This is a genomic window from Pseudarthrobacter polychromogenes, assembly GCF_014644495.1.
Classification (GTDB): domain Bacteria; phylum Actinomycetota; class Actinomycetes; order Actinomycetales; family Micrococcaceae; genus Arthrobacter; species Arthrobacter polychromogenes.
Window position 1 is genome coordinate 55,952 of record NZ_BMKU01000014.1, and the last position, 16,992, is coordinate 72,943.

Consider the following 16,992-nt stretch of genomic DNA (forward strand, 5'->3'; position numbering starts at 1 on the left):
TCCCCCACGGGAAACAAGTTTCCCGCCCGGGAAACTCAAAGACGAAGGTGAACCCCGTTGATTAGCACTTCATTTGACCAAAACTGGTACGTTCGGAGCGACGGCTCGGCACAGGCTGCGACCGTTGGGCCGGTTACAGTCCCTTACGACGCCATGATGTTCGAGGCGCGGGATCCGAACACCCGCAACGTGGGCAACACGGGCTACTACCCTGGCGGCGTGTACACATACACCAAGTCGTTCGGGGTTCCCTCGGATTGGCGCCACCAGACCGTCGTTCTGGAGTTCGAAGGCGTGTATCACCGCTCGGAAGTTTTCGTGAACGGGAAACGCGCGGGAGGCAGGGCTTCGGGGTATGCACTCTTCCATGTGGTTTTGGATGCTTTTCTGAACTACGGGGAAGAAAACATCATCGAAGTTGTGGCGCACAACGATGATGAACCCAATGGTCGCTTCTACCGGCAGCGGGATCTACCGCCCGGTCCAACTGCTGATCGGGGAGCGGACACATATCGCTCCGAAAGGACTCCGGCTTTCCACGACGGCCCTGGCTGGAACTGCGGCGACCGTTCTGGCCGAGACGACGGTTTATAACCGTGAAGCTGATGCGCAGATCGTGGACGTTGTCACGGAAATTCTGGACCCCCAGGGGATCCTCGTGGCCACCTCCAGGAGCAGCCTTACTGTTCCTGCGGCTGGTTCTGCCACGGCCCGACAGCATCTGGAGATCAGCGATGCCGCGCTGTGGTCACCGGGGACGCCGCAACTGCACCGGGCAACGTCCCGTATCCTGGCCGCAAACTCAACGATCGATACAGCCAGCGACGACTTCGGAATTCGCATGGTCACCGTCGATGCCCGTCGGGGACTGAGGATCAACGGAGAACCGCTCAAGCTCCGCGGAGCGGCGATCCACCACGACAACGGTGTGATCGGTGCGCACACACTCGACGCTGCCGACGAACGCAGGATCCGCATCCTGAAGGAAAGCGGATTCAACGCTATCCGCAGTGCCCACAATGCCGCCTCACGCTCCCTGCTGAGCGCTTGCGACCGTCACGGGGTCCTGGTCATGGATGAACTGACCGACGCCTGGTTCCGGCCCAAGGTACTCAACGACTACAGCCAGAACTTCGTGGAGTGCTGGGAGGATGACCTGGAAGCCCTGGTGGCCAACGCCTTCAACCACCCGTCGGTCATCATGTACTCCATCGGAAACGAGATCGCCGAGACCGCAACCCCGCGGGGAATTGAGATGAACCGACGGATCGCCGACCGGACCCGCGAACTGGATCCAACGCGCCTCGTAACCAACGGCATCAACGGGTTCCTGAACCTCATCTCTCCCCAGGACGAGGAGAAACTCGCCAAGAAGGCCGACGCTGCACGGGAGACCGGCGAGAACCCGAACAAGAACCTAATCGGCGTCCTGAACCTCATCATCGGAATTCTTGACCGGATGCTGGATAAGATCGTCCGGCTTCCAGCGGTCGACAAACGCACCCGTGAGGCGTTCGCTGCCCTGGACGTCGCCGGCTACAACTACATGACCGGCCGATACGAACTGGACGCCAAACTCCACCCGGCACGGGTGATCGTCGGCAGCGAAACCCGCGCCGCGCACACCGTGAAAATCTGGAAACAGATCGAGCACCTGGACCACGTCATTGGCGATTTCGCCTGGACCGGCTGGGACTACATTGGTGAGGCCGGCCTGGCAACCAAGCAGTACGGCACCACGAAGCGTTCCATCTACCACCCGTACCCGGCGCTGCTCGCAGGCGAACCGGTCATCGACATCACCGGATTCCGCCAGACACAGTCCTACCTCAACGAAATCGCCTGGCATCTCGCAACCGGCCCGCACATCGCGGTCGAGCCGGTCAACCACTCCGGAGAAAAGGTCGTCAAGACCGGCTGGCGGGCCACTAATTCCATCCCGAGCTGGAGCTGGGAAGGATGCGAAGGGCGTGAAGCAACGGTCGAGGTCTACGCCGACGCCGCGCGCATCGAACTTCACCTGAACGGACACACCGTCGGTACGGCGGAATCCGGCCGGGACGGGGACTACCTGACCAAATTCACGCTTCCCTACCAGCCCGGGGACCTCACCGCGGTCGCTTACGCAGCGGACGGCACCGAGATTGGGCGCCGCACGCTGACAAGTGCCGGCGGGAGCCTGCGCCTGGACGTGCAGCCCGAGACGACGACACTGGTCGCGGACGGCCACGACCTCGCCTACATCCCCATCGAACTCACCGACGATGAGGGAATCCTGCGACCGCTGGCCGACCGGACGCTGACGGTAAGCGTCGAAGGCGCCGCCAGCCTGCTCGGTTTCGGCACCGGGGAAGCAATCACTACCGAAGGCTTTGCTTCCCCCGCACACCACACGTTCAACGGCCGCGCCCTCGCCGTCGTCCGCGCCGGACACGAACCAGGGGAAGCCACCGTTACCGTCCAAGGCGCTGGCATGGAACCACAAAACGTAATCCTCCGCCTCGAATCCCCGGCCGCTACACCGTCCTCGGGCGTTCCGGTTGAGGCCATCACTGCAGAACCTTCCCCCACCCGATAAACCCCGCCCGGCCCGGCACGCACCGTGCAAGGCTGTTGCCATGAACAAAGGAGTTCCCCCGTGTCAGAAACCATCACGGCCACGAAACCGGCGAGGGTGAAATCCCCGAGAGGCTACGTTGGCTCGTTCGCGCTTTCATCGTTCGGTATCTACGTCGCCCTGCTCGCCCCCGTCTATGGCGGCCTGTCCGTCAAGATCCAGGAGATGTCAGGCCTGGACGCCGCACCCGCCCTGCTCGGTCTGCTCACCGGCGCCGGCGCTCTCTTCTCCACCCTTGTCCAGCCGGTCGCAGGTCGTCTGTCGGACCGCACCACCTCGCGGTTCGGCATGCGGCGGCCCTTCATCCTCGCCGGCGGCATCGGAACCGCGATCTTCCTGGTGCTCAGCGGCATGGCACCGAACTACCCGCTCCTGCTGATCTCCTGGTGCTTTGTGCAGCTGTGCGCAAACTTCGCTCTGGCAGCACACCACACCACCCTCGCCGACCAGGTACCCGAAGCCAAGCGTGGCGGGGTTTCGGGCATCATCGGTGCAGTGACGCCCGCCGCGATCCTCGGCGGCGCGCTCTTCCTGACCCTGCTTCCCACCACCTTTCTCCGCTTCACCGTTCCCGCGATCTTCGGCCTGATTACGATCATCGTGTTCGTGATCGTACTCAAAGACAAAGTCCGCACCGACCAGCCCACCACCAAGATGGATCTCAAGCAGATCCTCGGCTCCTACGTCTTCCACCCCCGTACCTACCCTGATTTCGGCTGGGCGTGGCTGAGTAAGGCCCTCGTGCTGCTCGGCTTCGGCGCGACCTCGACCTACATCACGCTGTTCCTGGGCGCCGAGTTCGGAATGGACACCGCCGCGCAGCTCAAGTTCAACGCCCTCGCCCAGGCGGCCAGCATCGGCACCCTGGTCATCTTCAGCATCCTCGGCGGCTACCTTTCCGACAAAGTAGGGCGCCGCAAGCCCTTCGTCCTGGCCTCCGGCATTGTCCTGGGCCTCGGCGTCATCCTCATCGCAGTCTCACCCACCTTCGGTGCTGCAGGGCTGACCGTCCTGCTGGTTGCCCAGGGAATCATCGGGATGGGCGCAGGCACGTTCTTCGCGGTGGACCAGGCACTCTGCATCTCGGTACTTCCCCACCAGGACGAGATGGCCAAGGACCTGGGCATCCTGAACCTGGCCGGCACACTGCCCGGTGTGCTCGCACCCCTGTTCGCCGGAGTGGTCTTCATTCCCCTTGGCAACGCCCTGTTCGGTGGCGGCTACGGGCTCTGGTTCACCATCGCCGGCGTCATCGCCATGATCGGCGGGTTGCTGGTGCTCAAGATCAAGAGCGTCAAGTAACCCTTCCACACCACAAAAGAGAGAACGCACCATGCCGCTTGACCCCTACTTCGCCAACAAAATGAAAGTCCTCGAAAAGTTCGACTCCGTCGCCGAGGCCATGGCCGACCCGGAGACAGCCAAAGAACTCGCCCAGGCATTCAAGGACACCGAAACCACAGAGCCACCCTCCGGAGAGGTCCGCGACGCCGTCGTTGACACGCGCGAGGGACCGGTGAACGTCCGCCTCTACACACCGGAAACTGTAGATCCCAGCACCCCGGTGTTCGTGTGGGTGCACGGCGGCGGGTTTGCCGGCGGCAGCATCGGGATGCCCGAATCGGACACCGTTGCCCGCGAACTGGCCTTCCTGTATGGCGTCCCGGTGGTCACGGTCGATTACGCACTCTCCAACGGTACGACCATCACCTACCCGGTCCCGCACCGGCAAGTCGCCGACGTCGTGAGGTGGGTCCGTGATCATCGCGACCAGTGGGGAGCGCCCGAGCGCGCATACTGCCTTGGAGGTGCCTCTGCCGGGGCCAACCTTGCCGTCGGCTCCGTGCTCGAGCTCCGGGAAAACGGCGAGGAACTTCCCGCGGCGCTCCTGCTGGTCTACCCGATGCTGCACCGTGAGCTGGTGGTGTCAGACACCCTCGAAACAGGTTTATCCGAGGCACTGGGTCTGACACGGATGAACCAGGGCCTTGTTGACCACATGTTCACCCTCTACACCGCCGGCAAGGACGCACCATTCGCCTCCGTGGACGGCCACGACCTGGCAGGGTTCCCGCGGACCCTCACCATGGTCTCCGAGTACGACGACCTGCGGCCCTCCGGTGAGGTCTTCCACGACGACCTCCTGGCCTCCGGTGCAGACGCCCAGCTCTACGTTGCCGAAGGAATGCCGCACGGGCACCTCGACCGCACACGACTGGTTCCCGAGGTCGGACAGAGCGTCAAACAGATGGCGGAGTTCCTCACCAAGGCCTGACCCGCTGGCACCACCAGCCGACTGACGCTCACCCTGAATCCTTTGAAAGGCAACCACTTCCTCATGACTACGACGACCAACACGACGTTTCCCTACCAGGATCCGTCACTGAGCATTGACCATCGTGTCGAAGACCTCCTGTCCCGCATGCAGCTGGAGGACAAAGCGGCGCAGATGTTCCACCCCATCCTGCCGTTCGGTGACTTTGATGCACCCGGAATCTTCGGTCTGCCCTCAGCCCGGACGCTCCTGGAGAGGAACATCACGCACTTCAACATCCTCCAGGCCCCCTCGGCCCGGGAGATCGCCGAGTGGACCAACTCCGTGCAGAACATCGCGGGGCAAACCAGGCTGGGCATTCCCGTAACGTTTTCCACGGACCCGCGGCACTCCTTCAGTGACAACCCGGCAACCTCCCTGCTGGCGGGCCCGTTCTCGCAATGGCCTGAGATGCTCGGATTCGGGGCATTGGACGACCCCGAACTTCTCGAGCGGTTCGCGGACACGGTGCGGCGCGAATACCTGGCTGTCGGTATCCGTACCGCCCTTCACCCGCAGGTCGACATCGCCACCGAACCGCGGTGGTCCCGCGCCAGCACCACCTTCGGCGCCAGCGCCGACGTCGTGGGGCGCCTCGGCGCCGCCTACGTCCGTGGCCTGCAGGGCACACATGTAGGCCCTGAGTCTGTCTCCGGCATGGCCAAACACTTCCCCGGCGGCGGCCCGCAAAAGGACGGCGAGGACCCGCACTTCTCCTACGGCCGCGAGCAGGTGTATCCGGGCGGGATGTTCGAATACCACCTGGAGCCCTTCAAGAAGCTCATCGCCGCTGGCGTCTCGCAGATGATGCCCTACTACGGGATGCCGGTAGGCACCGAGTTCGAAGAGGTCGGGTTCAACTTCAACAAGGTCATCCTCACCGACATCCTCCGCAACCAGCTCGGCTTCGAAGGCATCATCTGCACAGACTGGGGCATCGTCTCCCGCCAGTTCTGGGGCGTGGAAGACCTCACCGAAGAAGAACGGATGATCAAATCCATCGACGCCGGCGTCGACCAGTTCGGCGGGGAAACCGAACCGGCCCGGCTCGTCGACCTTGTCCGCGCCGGCCACATCACCGAAGCACGCCTGGATGATTCGGTCCGCCGCCTGCTGCGGGAAAAGTTCCGCCTCGGCCTCTTCGACAACCCCTTCGTCGACGTCGACGAAGCAACAGCCCTGGTCGGCTCAGCTGAAGCCAGGGAAGAAGGTCTCACCGCCCAGGCCCACGCCCAGACACTCCTGAAGAACAGCACGGACACGGCAAGGCTCCCGCTGAGCACCGGCCTGCGAGTTTACGCGGAGGGAATCGACCCGAAGGTCCTGCGCAAATGGGTGACCGTCGTCGCCACACCGGAAGAAGCCGACGTCGCCGTCCTGCGGGTCGTGGCACCGTGGGAAGAACGCGGCGAACCGGGCCAGCTCGAAAACTTCTTCCACGCCGGTTCCCTCGATTTCCACCCCGAGGAACTGGACCACATCCACCGCATCGCCGCCCTTGTCCCCACCGTCGTCGATGTCTACCTCGACCGGCCCGCCATCGTCGCCCCGTTCGTCGATGAGGTCGGGTCGCTGATCGTGAACTTCGGCTCCAGCGATGAAGCCTTCGTCAGGATCCTCTTCGGCGAACTGGAACCGCTCGGGAAACTCCCCTTCGAGCTGCCCTCATCAATGGAAGCGGTCGAAGCCAACCAAGCCGACGTCCCCAACGACACGACGGACCCAACCTTCGCCTTCGGCTACGGCCTCCGGTACGAAAACTGGACGCCCATCACGCCGCCGAACCTGGCACCCAACGCGGACGATGAGATCACCACTGGACGGTGGGACCTGGACCGGTCCCCGATCGGCGAGATCCTCGATGACCCCGAAAGCAGCGGCATCATTCAACGGCACGTACCCGAACTGGTGGGGAATCCCATGATCTCCATGGCCCGCTCCATGAGCCTGAACGCGCTCCTGGGCATGGCCGCAACCAAAGTCGACACCACTGTCCTTGACCAGCTCAGGAGTGAACTCTCCGCACTCGACTGACGTGGCCCCACGCCCGTTGACGCTACAAAACTTCCGTCCCCGACACCTGACGAACAAGAAAGACCCATCCATGGACACAACATTCAAGAACCCGGCCCTTCCACCCCACGAACGCGCCCAGCTGCTCCTGAACCAGATGACAGTTGAGGAAAAAGCACAGCAACTGACCTGCATCATGCCCCAGGCCGTCCTCGGCGCCCACGGCCTGCTCACCGACAAGCTGGAACCGGTCCTCAGCAACGGCATCGGCCAGGTCGCCCCGCTCACCTCCACCGGCGGATCGACACCGCAGCGGGTAGCCAACGAGGTCAACCTCATCCAGCGCCACCTCGTGGAGGGAACCCGGTTGGGTGTCCCCGCCGTGTTCCACAACGAAGCGATCGCCGGCACCCAGGCTCCCGGTCACGTCGTCTTCCCGACCGAAACCGGCGTCGCCGCCACCTGGAGTCCCGAACTCAGCCGGAAGATGGGCGAACTCGTCCGCCGCCAGATGCGCCGCCTCGGCCTCACCCAGGCACTGGGCCCCTCCCTGGATGTCTCCCTCGAACCGCGCTGGGGCCGCGTCCACGAAACCTACGGCGAAGACCCCTACCTCGTTGCTGCGTTCGGCACCGCCTACATCGGAGGCCTGCAGGGCGAGGACCTGGCCGACGGGGTCGTCGCCACCGCCAAGCACTTCCTGGGCTACGGCGCCTCCGAGGGCGGCCTGAACTCCTCCAACGTCGAAGCCGGCTCACGACGCATCCGCGACGTGTTTGCCTACCCCTTCGAAGCGGCCATCCAGCTCTCGAAACTCCGCTCGGTCATGAATACCTACTCCGAAGTCAACGGCGTACCGGCCGTCATCTCCCATGAGCTGCTCACCACGTTCCTGCGCGGCACGCTGGAGTTCGACGGCTATGTCTCCTCCGACTACATCTCCTTCCAGCACGCCGTCGACCGCGCGCTGGCGGCCAAGGATGCAGCCGAAGCCGGCCGCCTCGGCCTCGAAGCCGGCCTCGACCTCGAACTGCCCGCGCCCTGGTCCTACGGTGCGGTGCTGGCCACGGAGGTGCGCAACGGCACCATTCCTGAAGCCCTCGTTGATACCTCCGCGCTGCGGTTGTTGACCGCAAAGTTCGAGCTGGGCCTGTTCGAGAAACCCTACGCACAGGAAACCATCGACCTGGACGCCGTAGCCGCAGAAGGACGCGACATCGCCGAAGAGATGGCTGAACGCAGCGTCACGCTCCTGAAGAACGACGGTATCCTGCCGCTGAACACCAAGAGCACCCGCATGGGGGTCGTGGGACCGCACGCGAACGCCGCCGCGCTGCAGTACCCCGCGTATTCCTACCCTGCCGCCCGCGCCGTCGGACTCTTCATGGCCCAGGGCGGGTTCAACAACATGGTCGGCGTCGAGGACTACCTGCCCAGCGCCGACACCTCCGGGGAAAAGCCACTCCCGCAGGAAGAATGGGTCCGCAAGGACTACGGTGTGAAAGGCCTCGCAGAGGAACTTGCCGCCCGCGGAGCAACCGTCGTGGCCGAACCGGGCACCGGGATCGCCGCCGACATTGACGAGGCCGCCTTCAAGCGTGCGGTCGATGCAGCCCGTGAGGCCGATGTTGTGCTCCTCGCCGTCGGAGGTGCCAGCGCCTGGTTTGTTGGCGACAGGACCGAAGGCGAAGCCAGCGATTCCCTCAGCATCGAACTTCCCGAACCGCAGCGCCGGCTCATCTCAGCCGTCGCCGCCCTGGGCAAACCCACCGTGGTTACGCTGGTCGCCGGGCGGCCGTACATCATGCCGGCTGACCTGCTTGCAGCGGACGCGATCGTGCACGCCTCCTTCAACGGCGTCGGCGGCATCTCAGCTCTCGCGAAAGTCATCACCGGTGAAGTGAATCCGAGCGGAAAACTTCCCTACACGATTCCCCGCCACCAGGGTCAGCTGCCGATCTTCCACCACCAGCGCAACGCCAGCGGCTACCGCAGCCACACCCCGTTCGGAACGCACTACATCGACGGCCCCGCCACCCCGCTGTTCCCCTTCGGGTTCGGCCTGAGCTACACGAGCTTCGGACTTGATGGTCTTTCCATCGTGCCCGAAGAGATCGATACCGACGGTGAGGTCACAATTTCGGCGACCATCCGCAACACCGGCGAGACCCCCGGCGCGGAAGTTGTCCAGCTCTACCTGGGCAACAGGACTGCCGGCATCACCCGGCCGGCCCAGGTCCTTGGCGGTTTTTCCCGCGTTGAGCTGGAGCCGGGAGAAGCAGCAGAAGTAACGTTCACGGTCTCCGCACGGCAACTGGGGCACACCAACGCCCGCGGCGGTTTCTCCGTTGACCCCGGCCACACAGATGTCTTCGTGGGCGCCAACTCTGATGAGAGGGCCCTGACAGGTTCCTTCACCGTCAGCGGCACATCCAAGGAACTCAGGAGCAGCGACCGCAGTTTCTTCTCCGACGTCACCCTCAACGCCCTGGCCCAGCACACAAGCTAAACCTCAGGGGCGGGAGCCCGGGTAATGGTGTTCAGGAATGGATATTCCGGCCACCATCACCCGGGGCTTTCCCGTCCCGCTAGGGTTGCAGGCCACGGAAGATGACGGTGGAAAGCTCCTCGATGAAGGATGCGGTGATTTCCTCATGAGTGAAGAGCCTGTAGATGATGGATCCAACAATGATTTCGGCAATGGTGGCCGCCGGGCTGTTCGCTCGGATTTCACCTGCGCTCTCGGCGGCCCGAATCCGGGCCACCAGGGCTTCCCGCGCCAGCGTGTTCATCTGTTCCTGGAAGCCTCTGGCGATCTGTGGGTCCTCGGCAGCAGCGGCTGAGGCGGCACGGATAAGCGCCACCGATTCGGGATTGCGGGTCATTTCACGAAAACCCTGCATCCAGTCCAGGATGTCATCCTGCACTGAGCCCCTCTCCTGGAGGGCGACCGCCGGGGCCATCACATAGCCCTGCAGAAGGCAGTCGGCTACGAGGACACTTTTGGAGGCATACCACCGGTAAACGGTCTGTTTCCCGACGCCTGCTGCGGCGGCTATGCGGTCAATGGACAACCGGCTGTAGCCGTTCCGGGTCAGTTCATCGCGGGTGGCGGCGAGGATAGCGTTTCGAGCAGCTTCGCTGCGGGGTCGTCCTGCTGGCATGGTGTGATTATGCGGGGAGGAAGCCGCGCCCGGGAAATCCGGACCCAACTTCCTCCCCGTCAGAAATCAACTCAGGACAGTACCCGGGACCAGAACATCAAGTTCTTCGAGCGTGTACGGGTCATTTTCGTACGGATCGCCCTTGGAAATGGTGTTCAGATCCTTGTACTCGGACCATACGCTCACCCTTCCGCCGCCGGAGTGGAAGACCTGCCCGGAGACACCTGCCGCTTCATCGGTGCACAACCAGGTCACAATCGGCGGCACGTGCTCCACAGGACCCGGACCCTTCTTCGCTGCCGCAAACATCTCATCGGACATGCGGCCCTCCGCATGTGCCTTCTCAAGCTCAGGGAGCATCAGTTCGTACGTCCGCGTGGAAGCCCCCGGAGCGAACGTATTAGCCGTCACGCCGGTGCCCTTAAGCTCCGTGGCCAGGCCCTTCATCATGGAGACCGTCCCACCCATGGCCGCAGCGAACACCGGGTTACCCACGCCGCCACGCGCACCTTCGGAGGCAACCGACACGAAGCGGCCGAACCCGCGCTCAACCATGCCAGGGACCGTCAACCGAGCCAGCCAGAACTTCTGGCCAAGGAACAGGTCCATGACCTTCCGGTATTCCTCATCGGTGGAGTTGATCTGGCCATTGAGCACCGCACCGGCAATAGCAAGCACAATGTCCACCGGCCCGAACGCATCTTCGGCCCTCGCCACCAGGCTGGCGCATCCCGCGGGGTCGGCCACCGAGTCATAGTTGGCCACAGCTTCCCCACCGGCAGCACGAATTTCGGCCACCGTCGCATCGGCTGCTTCCGAGCTCATACCGGCCCCAGCGGCGCTCGTTCCCAGATCGTTGACCACGACTTTGGCGCCCTGAGCAGCCAGCGACAGTGCACAGGCCTTCCCCACACCGTTGCCTGCACCGGTGACAATGGCCACTTTGCCCTTCAAACGCATACTCATCACGTTCTCCCTGTTCCAAATCTCCTGACTGCCGCCAGGGGCGAGATGCCGGACAACCACATCCGGCACACTATTTACGAAACTTATTGTCTCGTAAATAGTGACAGGCAGCAAGAGGTCATGGGTTACGGGTTCCAGACTGTGGACTGGGGGGCGAGAGAAGGAGGTGAAGGACTTCACCCATGGCGCCACCGAGCTCCTCCTCGCCGGCTGAGCTCAGCGGGTTGATTCCGGTTGAGGACCGCAGGGTGACCACGCCGACGGCAGTCGCCAGCGCGATCTGCGCGCGGAGGACAAGCGCCTCGGTACTGATGTCCGCCGGGCTCCAACCGGCAGCGGCAGCCATGCGCTCGGCAAGGGTTGTGATGACGGTGCGCCGGATGGCATCGGCGCGGTCATCGCCTGAAGACCGCAGCATCAGGAGCAACTGGAGCTGGAGCGGATCATCCTTGCCTGGCGAGCTGGCCAGGCGCCGGGTGATGCTGCTGATGACCTGGTCCAGTGACTGCACATCCTCTTCATCCGGGCGCACGATCTGCGCGCTTGCGCTGGTAAGGCAGGCTTCAAAGAGGCCTTCCTTGGACGCAAAGTAGCGGTTGATGAGGGCCACATTGACCCCCACGTCCGCGGCAATGCCCCTTACCGTGGTCGAGCTGTACCCGTCGTGGGCAAAGCGGCGCCGTGCCGCAAGGAGCAACTGCTCCCGGGTCTGCTGCGCATCACGGGCCCTCCCGGCTGTGGGCGCATCTGGCATGGCGCGGTGCATCACCGCCGGATCGCTGTGTGTCATCAGGTTCCTCCCATTCATGTAGCGCGAGGTGCTGCTCCACGCTATTGTCCCGCACTAAGTAAACAATCATTGACTTACTGCTATCCTATCTAAGTCAGCAATTGTTTACACGTTTGGAGAGTCATGTCGGTCAGTACTGAGGTGGGGTCAAGGCGCCCATTGGGAGAGGAAGCTCCGCGGCGGGGGAACAGCGCTCTCATTACGTTCTATCTGGCCCTGGGTGGTTTGTCTTTTGCGGTGCTTCAATCGCTGGTCGCTCCGGCTCTGTCCACCATCGGCAAGGATCTGGGCGCTTCAACCGGCGATGTCAGCTGGATCCTGACTGCATACCTCCTGTCCGCATCGGTTTTGACGCCGATTTTCGCCAGGCTCGGTGACATGCTCGGCAAGCGGAGGATACTCATTGTTGTGCTGTCCATCCTTCTTATTGGCACACTCCTGGCCGCCCTTGCCCCGAATCTGGGCGTACTGGTTGCAGCCCGTGCGCTGCAGGGAGCCGCCGGCGCCGTGATGCCACTGTCCATCGGCATCGTCCGCGATGAACTCCCGGGCGAGAAAGTCAGCGTCACGATCGGACTGCTCTCGGCAATCTTCGGAATCGGCGCCGGTGTAGGCATTCTGGCCGCCGGCCCCATCGTGGAAAACCTGGACTGGCACTGGCTGTTCTGGCTGCCACTGGCACTCATCGTGATCGCGCTCCTGGGCACCATCTTCGGCATGCCGGAATCCCCCATCCGCACGCCCGGCCGCCTTGACCTGGTGGGCACCGCCGTTCTGACCGTGTCTCTCGTTTCATTGCTTCTTGCAATCAGTGAGGGACAGAACTGGGGGTGGGGATCCCTGAAGACCCTCGGGCTCCTGACCCTCGGAGCCGCTGCCCTGGTAGGTTTCGTACTCGTGGAACTCCGCGTCAAGGAACCGCTCATTGATGTCAGACTTTTCAAGATCCGTGGGGTATGGACCGCCCACATCGTGGCCCTCGTCTTCGGCTTCGCGATGTTCGGGACCTTCGTCCTTGTACCGACCCTGCTGCAACTGCCCGCAGCAGTTGGATACGGCTTTGGGAAGTCAGTTTCTGAGGCAGGACTTTTCCTTCTGCCCACGGTTCTCATGATGGTCGTCCTCGGCCCGGTGGCCGGCCTCATGATCCGCAAAAGCGGTCCCAAAACCCCGATGCTGATCGGCGCCCTCTTCGTCACAGCCGCATTCATACTCCCCGCCGTCGCGCACGGACAGCTCTGGCAAATCGTGCTCTCCGGACTGCTGACCGGCGCAGGCATCGGACTGGCGCTGGCGGCGACGTCCAACGCCATCATCGAGAGCGTCCCCGCGACCCAAACCGGAGAAGCGATCAGCGCCAACACCATTGCCAGAACCATCGGAAGCAGCATCGGAACGGCCGTCATAGCATCCCTGATCTCCTCCAACAGCACAGCCCAGGGACTGCCGATGGACGATGCCTTCACCATCGGCTTCTGGACCTGCGCCGCGGTAGGGGCCCTGGCCATCATCGGCGCCGTCCTTGCTCCGGCACGCCGTCGAAGCTCAGCCGGCGACACCCGGCCATAGCCTGACCAGAAAAGATTGGGAAACGAAAGTGCGTGATGGCCTGCCCAGCGATAGGCCATCACGCATCCCCACATCCTTATGGAGGTGGGGTAATCTCGGCCCTGCGCGCTGAACAGCCCATCGCCTTGGAAGGTAGGACCACGTGAAAGAACCTGCTGAACTGAACAAACATCACCGGGCCGAAGCGCTCAAGGAACGTGTCTACGTCACCTTCACCGCGCTGGCCGTCGTCCTCGCCCTCCAATCCCATTCAGAAGAATCACTGACCGCCGGACAAGCCGCCGTGACTCTGGCCATAACAGTCATCGGTACGCTCATGGCTGTCTTCGTCGCGGACCTGATCTCCCATCTAGCCGTGCATGAAAAAACACCCACGCGCCCGGAACTCCTGCGGATGGCGCAGGTAAGTTTCGGCGCCTTCGCGGCCGCGGTTCTCCCTCTGATCTTTATTGCCCTGGCAGGGTTGGGCTGGTGGGAAATCACGACGGCGTTGCAGGCAGCAACAGCCGCGTTGGTGCTAACCCTTGTTCTGATCGGTTACCTCGCAATCAGGCGCATCCACATGGCCTGGTGGAAACGACTCATCGCACTCGTCGCCGAATTCGTACTCGGCCTGGCAGTCATCGGCCTCGAACTGATCGCCCACGGCTAACCACGGAACCGTGACCCCTAATGACAGCCGACGAGATGTCGCGCGGCCAAACGCCGCAGGAATGTCAGCGATCGCCGACGCCTGGAGCAACGATTAGCCCATGCGGTCTCCTGATGGCTAAGTCTGCCATGGCCTGGATGTCGAACTAGAGGAACCTCTTAATGGCTGCATCAAGCGCCAAATAGCGCCGTGAAACCGCCGTTCATCGCCGAAAATTGCTGATGCTGGTCTCATGCTCCTATTCCCGTCAAGGCCCTGCCCCCTGCTTGGGATGGGGCCGGTTCCGCAGTGGCGTAGAGGACATTCAGTTGGCGATAAAGCGTTCGGGCGATGTAGCGCTTGAGGGACCTGCGGATTTCGCGGTAGCTGCGGCCTTCTTGAGTCCGTTTGGTGACGTAGTCCCTTGTTCCGGGGTCGTGGACCATCCGGGTCATGATGATGGTGTGCAAGGCTCGATTGAGGCGCCTGTCACCGCCCCGATTGAGCCTGTGCCGGACAGTGTTAGCGCTGGAGGCGGGCAAGGGATTCACTCCTGCCAATGAGGCGAAGGCGGCTTCGCTGCGAACCCTTCCTGGATGCGACCATGCTGTCAGGACGGTGGCGACTGTGACAGCCCCGGCGCCGACCATCTCCAACAGCGGTGCAGCGGGGCTTTGCTGGATCAGCTCTGTCATGCGCTTCTGGTTCGCAGTCAGCTGCGTGGTTACTTCGAGAACGCGGCGCGCCAATCGAACTGCTTCCTCACGCGCGATCGATAGTTCGATCTGTTCCTTTCGTTCCCGCCATCTGGTGATCGTGGCGATCTGGGATGGAACCAGCGGTTTACGAGCGTCGAATCCCAGATCGTGTGCCCGGAGTAAGGCTACGAGTGCGTTGACATTGACTGTTCGGTCCCGGGTCAACTGATCCCGGGCTGCGCTCAGGATCCTGAGTCCGGCACGGGTTCCTTCAGCCCGGCGCGGGGCTCGCAGCTGGGTCTCCTCCAACGCCAGAACTGCGGTTCCGATAGCTGCGGCGTCCAGCGGGTCGGATTTGCCGATCGCCCGACGCCCTCGGGCGTTCATCCGTGGAGCTTCGGCGACGTCGTAGCCGGCGTCAGCTACTGCTTTGGCCAGATGTGCGCCATATGAGCCGATACCTTCAACGGCCCAGAGACAGGCCATTTCGCCGTCTGTTCGTCGGCCTACCCAGGCAAGTGCGCGGGAAATCCCTGCCGAGGTGGTCGGGAACTGCTCGCACGCGACCCGCCGCTTGGTGCTGGCCTCGATGATGGCGTAAGTGTGTGTGCGGGCGTGGCAATCCACGCCGATGACGAATGGGCGGGTCTGCGCAACGATAGTCAACGCGGCCACCCTCCTTCCTTTCGAACGGGCAAGACTGATCGCATCACGACCGGCACTGGTCCTGGGAGGGGTCACTTCGAGGCAATACTGTGATGAGCCACAACCGCAGGGGCTGGGCAAGCTTCTAATCAAGCCACCGTCGTGAGACAGGTCAACGCCAGCCGCTCCACCCAGCGCGGACAAGTCGGGGGAAATGCACCCTCACGGGGCAATTGTTTTTTCGAGTCACACGCCAGGCAGAACGACCGGCATCAACACTGCCAGCTAGTCCCAGACCAGCCACGTAAAGACTCACAGTTGTTTTTTGGCTGCTGGCGAAGCTTGCGGAGCTGTGCCCGTGGAGTCCCGTCTACCCGCAGGGCAAGGCACGGAAAATCTTCGGAGGAAATCAGCGAGGAACGAGCGCCGGAGAAGAATTTCCGGGCCGCAGGCCCCGACGAAGGAGGGGCTAGAGGGGCCGGAGCGGGCACGTACAATCCGAAGGAATCTCAATGATGTTGTCAACGGACTCCTGCAGGTCGGTTAGGGGGCGGTCCCCTCTCTCGGTCGGTGCCCCCGGGTAGGGCTCTCGGGACTTCTTTTCGCTCATGGTTGTGTTCCTTCCAAGTGGGTGGGGGCGGCTGACGTGACCGGTCGGCTTCCCTTCTCCCCGTGGTTTTTGCCTGCTGGCGGAGCAACGCGTAGCTGTGGCCGACGGAGCCGGGGCCACCCGAAGGGCAAGCAGAGGATGGGTTGTGGGAGGACATAAGCGAAGCGCCGACACAGGGCATCCGCTGCGCAGCCGTCCGAAGGACGGTTGAGCGGGCACATACGATCCGCAGGACAGCAGCAAAAACAGAAAAAACGCTTCTACAGCCCGAGCGAAACGAGGACCGATCTCCAACTCAGGCGCTGGACAGGCGAGCCTGGTAAATGGGCCTTTCCTCACCCGCCGTTCAGCAGCACCTACGGGGTGCTGTTCTGGCGCGCAACGAGGGCTTGCTGGTGGCGGTAGAGCGTTGCGCGACTCCAGCGCCCACGAGCCGGGCGGCGTCTTCCGGTGCGTCCCTTCGAGCGGGTTCCGTTCTGGCTGGCTGCCGCGGCGTCGGCGTTGACCCGCTCGATGATCAGCTCGCGCTCATACTCGGCGAGGGTGGACCAGAGCAAGCCTCCGAACTGCAAAGGCAGTACGTGCGGCGTGCCGGTCCGATCGGGCTGAGGGCGGAAGAGCTCGATTTTGAGCACTTCCCGGCCAAGAATGGCTTTCCCGGAATCCCTGTCAAGGTGTGGATCCGGTTCCCGAACTGCGCGGAGCTGGTCAACGGATGAGGTGTCCGCCTGGGCCGCGAAAACGGCCAAAGTGACATGGAAAGACGGGGCCGTGACTCCAGTGCAGTCCACGCCTTCAGTGCAGGGGAGGATGGTGGACACGCGGACGGGCCTGGGTGGGATTAATGGAACGCTGGCGCCGGACACTTGGTATCCGTTTCAGATTCTGGGTAAAGGCGGTGTTCCGACTTCTAACGTGGATTGGGCTTTGGTGACGTTGACCGTTGTAAATATCACGGAGCCCAGTGCCGCGCAG

At 63.0% G+C, this 16,992-nt stretch carries 13 protein-coding genes; 8 read left to right on the forward strand and 5 right to left on the reverse strand.

All coding sequences use genetic code 11. The features are described 5' to 3' along the window. Window positions 1–156: 156 nt before the first annotated feature. From IEX43_RS20575 to IEX43_RS17735, 6 genes are all read left to right on the forward strand, one after another. The gene (locus tag IEX43_RS20575) at window positions 157–594 is read left to right on the forward strand and encodes a sugar-binding domain-containing protein (RefSeq protein ID WP_377102918.1); all 438 of its coding nucleotides are present in this window, start codon (window positions 157–159) and stop codon (window positions 592–594) included. After that, window positions 548–2,578 (forward strand): glycoside hydrolase family 2 TIM barrel-domain containing protein, encoded by a 2,031-nt coding sequence (locus IEX43_RS17715; RefSeq protein ID WP_377102919.1) that lies wholly within the window; start codon window positions 548–550, stop codon window positions 2,576–2,578. Before IEX43_RS20575 ends, IEX43_RS17715 begins: the two co-directional genes overlap by 47 nt. A 60-nt stretch (window positions 2,579–2,638) precedes the next feature. After that, entirely contained in the window at window positions 2,639–3,919 is a 1,281-nt protein-coding gene (locus IEX43_RS17720; protein ID WP_188813159.1) for an MFS transporter, read from the forward strand. 31 nt (window positions 3,920–3,950) lie between these two features. Further along, complete coding sequence (locus tag IEX43_RS17725) at window positions 3,951–4,892, forward strand: alpha/beta hydrolase (protein ID WP_188813161.1); 942 nt, start codon at window positions 3,951–3,953, stop codon at window positions 4,890–4,892. A gap of 63 nt (window positions 4,893–4,955) precedes the next feature. After that, window positions 4,956–6,965 (forward strand): glycoside hydrolase family 3 protein, encoded by a 2,010-nt coding sequence (locus IEX43_RS17730; protein WP_188813163.1) that lies wholly within the window; start codon window positions 4,956–4,958, stop codon window positions 6,963–6,965. Between the two features lie 70 nt (window positions 6,966–7,035). After that, window positions 7,036–9,453, forward strand: a complete 2,418-nt coding sequence (locus IEX43_RS17735; protein ID WP_188813164.1) for a glycoside hydrolase family 3 N-terminal domain-containing protein — start codon at window positions 7,036–7,038, stop codon at window positions 9,451–9,453. Between the two features lie 79 nt (window positions 9,454–9,532). Here the strand turns inward: IEX43_RS17735 and IEX43_RS17740 are convergent, their stop codons facing one another. The 3 genes from IEX43_RS17740 to IEX43_RS17750 form a co-directional block, all read right to left on the reverse strand. Then, window positions 9,533–10,108 (reverse strand): TetR/AcrR family transcriptional regulator, encoded by a 576-nt coding sequence (locus tag IEX43_RS17740; RefSeq protein ID WP_188813166.1) that lies wholly within the window; start codon window positions 10,106–10,108, stop codon window positions 9,533–9,535. A 66-nt stretch (window positions 10,109–10,174) separates the two neighbouring features. Beyond that, entirely contained in the window at window positions 10,175–11,074 is a 900-nt protein-coding gene (locus IEX43_RS17745; RefSeq protein WP_188813168.1) for an SDR family NAD(P)-dependent oxidoreductase, read from the reverse strand. Window positions 11,075–11,192: 118 nt separating this feature from the next. Beyond that, window positions 11,193–11,864, reverse strand: a complete 672-nt coding sequence (locus IEX43_RS17750; RefSeq protein ID WP_229666521.1) for a TetR/AcrR family transcriptional regulator — start codon at window positions 11,862–11,864, stop codon at window positions 11,193–11,195. Window positions 11,865–11,987: 123 nt separating this feature from the next. On the opposite strand from IEX43_RS17750, the gene IEX43_RS17755 reads away from it, so the two are divergent. Continuing rightward, complete coding sequence (locus IEX43_RS17755; RefSeq protein ID WP_188813170.1) at window positions 11,988–13,433, forward strand: MFS transporter; 1,446 nt, start codon at window positions 11,988–11,990, stop codon at window positions 13,431–13,433. Between the two features lie 142 nt (window positions 13,434–13,575). Beyond that, on the forward strand, window positions 13,576–14,085 hold the full coding sequence (locus IEX43_RS17760) for a hypothetical protein (RefSeq protein WP_188813172.1): 510 nt from the start codon (window positions 13,576–13,578) through the stop codon (window positions 14,083–14,085). A 230-nt stretch (window positions 14,086–14,315) separates the two neighbouring features. Here IEX43_RS17760 and IEX43_RS17765 read toward each other — a convergent pair whose 3' ends face one another. Both IEX43_RS17765 and IEX43_RS20360 read right to left on the reverse strand, forming a co-directional pair. After that, window positions 14,316–15,428, reverse strand: coding sequence for an IS110 family RNA-guided transposase (locus tag IEX43_RS17765; RefSeq protein WP_188813204.1), 1,113 nt, complete (start codon window positions 15,426–15,428; stop codon window positions 14,316–14,318). 945 nt (window positions 15,429–16,373) lie between these two features. Next, on the reverse strand, window positions 16,374–16,838 hold the full coding sequence (locus tag IEX43_RS20360; protein WP_229666523.1) for a hypothetical protein: 465 nt from the start codon (window positions 16,836–16,838) through the stop codon (window positions 16,374–16,376). Window positions 16,839–16,992 lie beyond the last annotated feature (154 nt).

What these genes read in the sequence shown, in the direction of transcription:
- IEX43_RS17725 (WP_188813161.1), top strand. Translation starts at nt 3,951, where the DNA reads ATGCCGCTTGACCCCTACTTCGCCAACAAAATGAAAGTCCTCGAAAAG.
- IEX43_RS20575 (WP_377102918.1), top strand. Translation starts at nt 157, where the DNA reads ATGTTCGAGGCGCGGGATCCGAACACCCGCAACGTGGGCAACACGGGC.
- IEX43_RS17735 (WP_188813164.1), top strand. Translation starts at nt 7,036, where the DNA reads ATGGACACAACATTCAAGAACCCGGCCCTTCCACCCCACGAACGCGCC.
- IEX43_RS17740 (WP_188813166.1), bottom strand. Translation starts at nt 10,108, where the DNA reads ATGCCAGCAGGACGACCCCGCAGCGAAGCTGCTCGAAACGCTATCCTC.
- IEX43_RS17730 (WP_188813163.1), top strand. Translation starts at nt 4,956, where the DNA reads ATGACTACGACGACCAACACGACGTTTCCCTACCAGGATCCGTCACTG.
- IEX43_RS17755 (WP_188813170.1), top strand. Translation starts at nt 11,988, where the DNA reads ATGTCGGTCAGTACTGAGGTGGGGTCAAGGCGCCCATTGGGAGAGGAA.
- IEX43_RS17745 (WP_188813168.1), bottom strand. Translation starts at nt 11,074, where the DNA reads ATGAGTATGCGTTTGAAGGGCAAAGTGGCCATTGTCACCGGTGCAGGC.
- IEX43_RS17750 (WP_229666521.1), bottom strand. Translation starts at nt 11,864, where the DNA reads ATGACACACAGCGATCCGGCGGTGATGCACCGCGCCATGCCAGATGCG.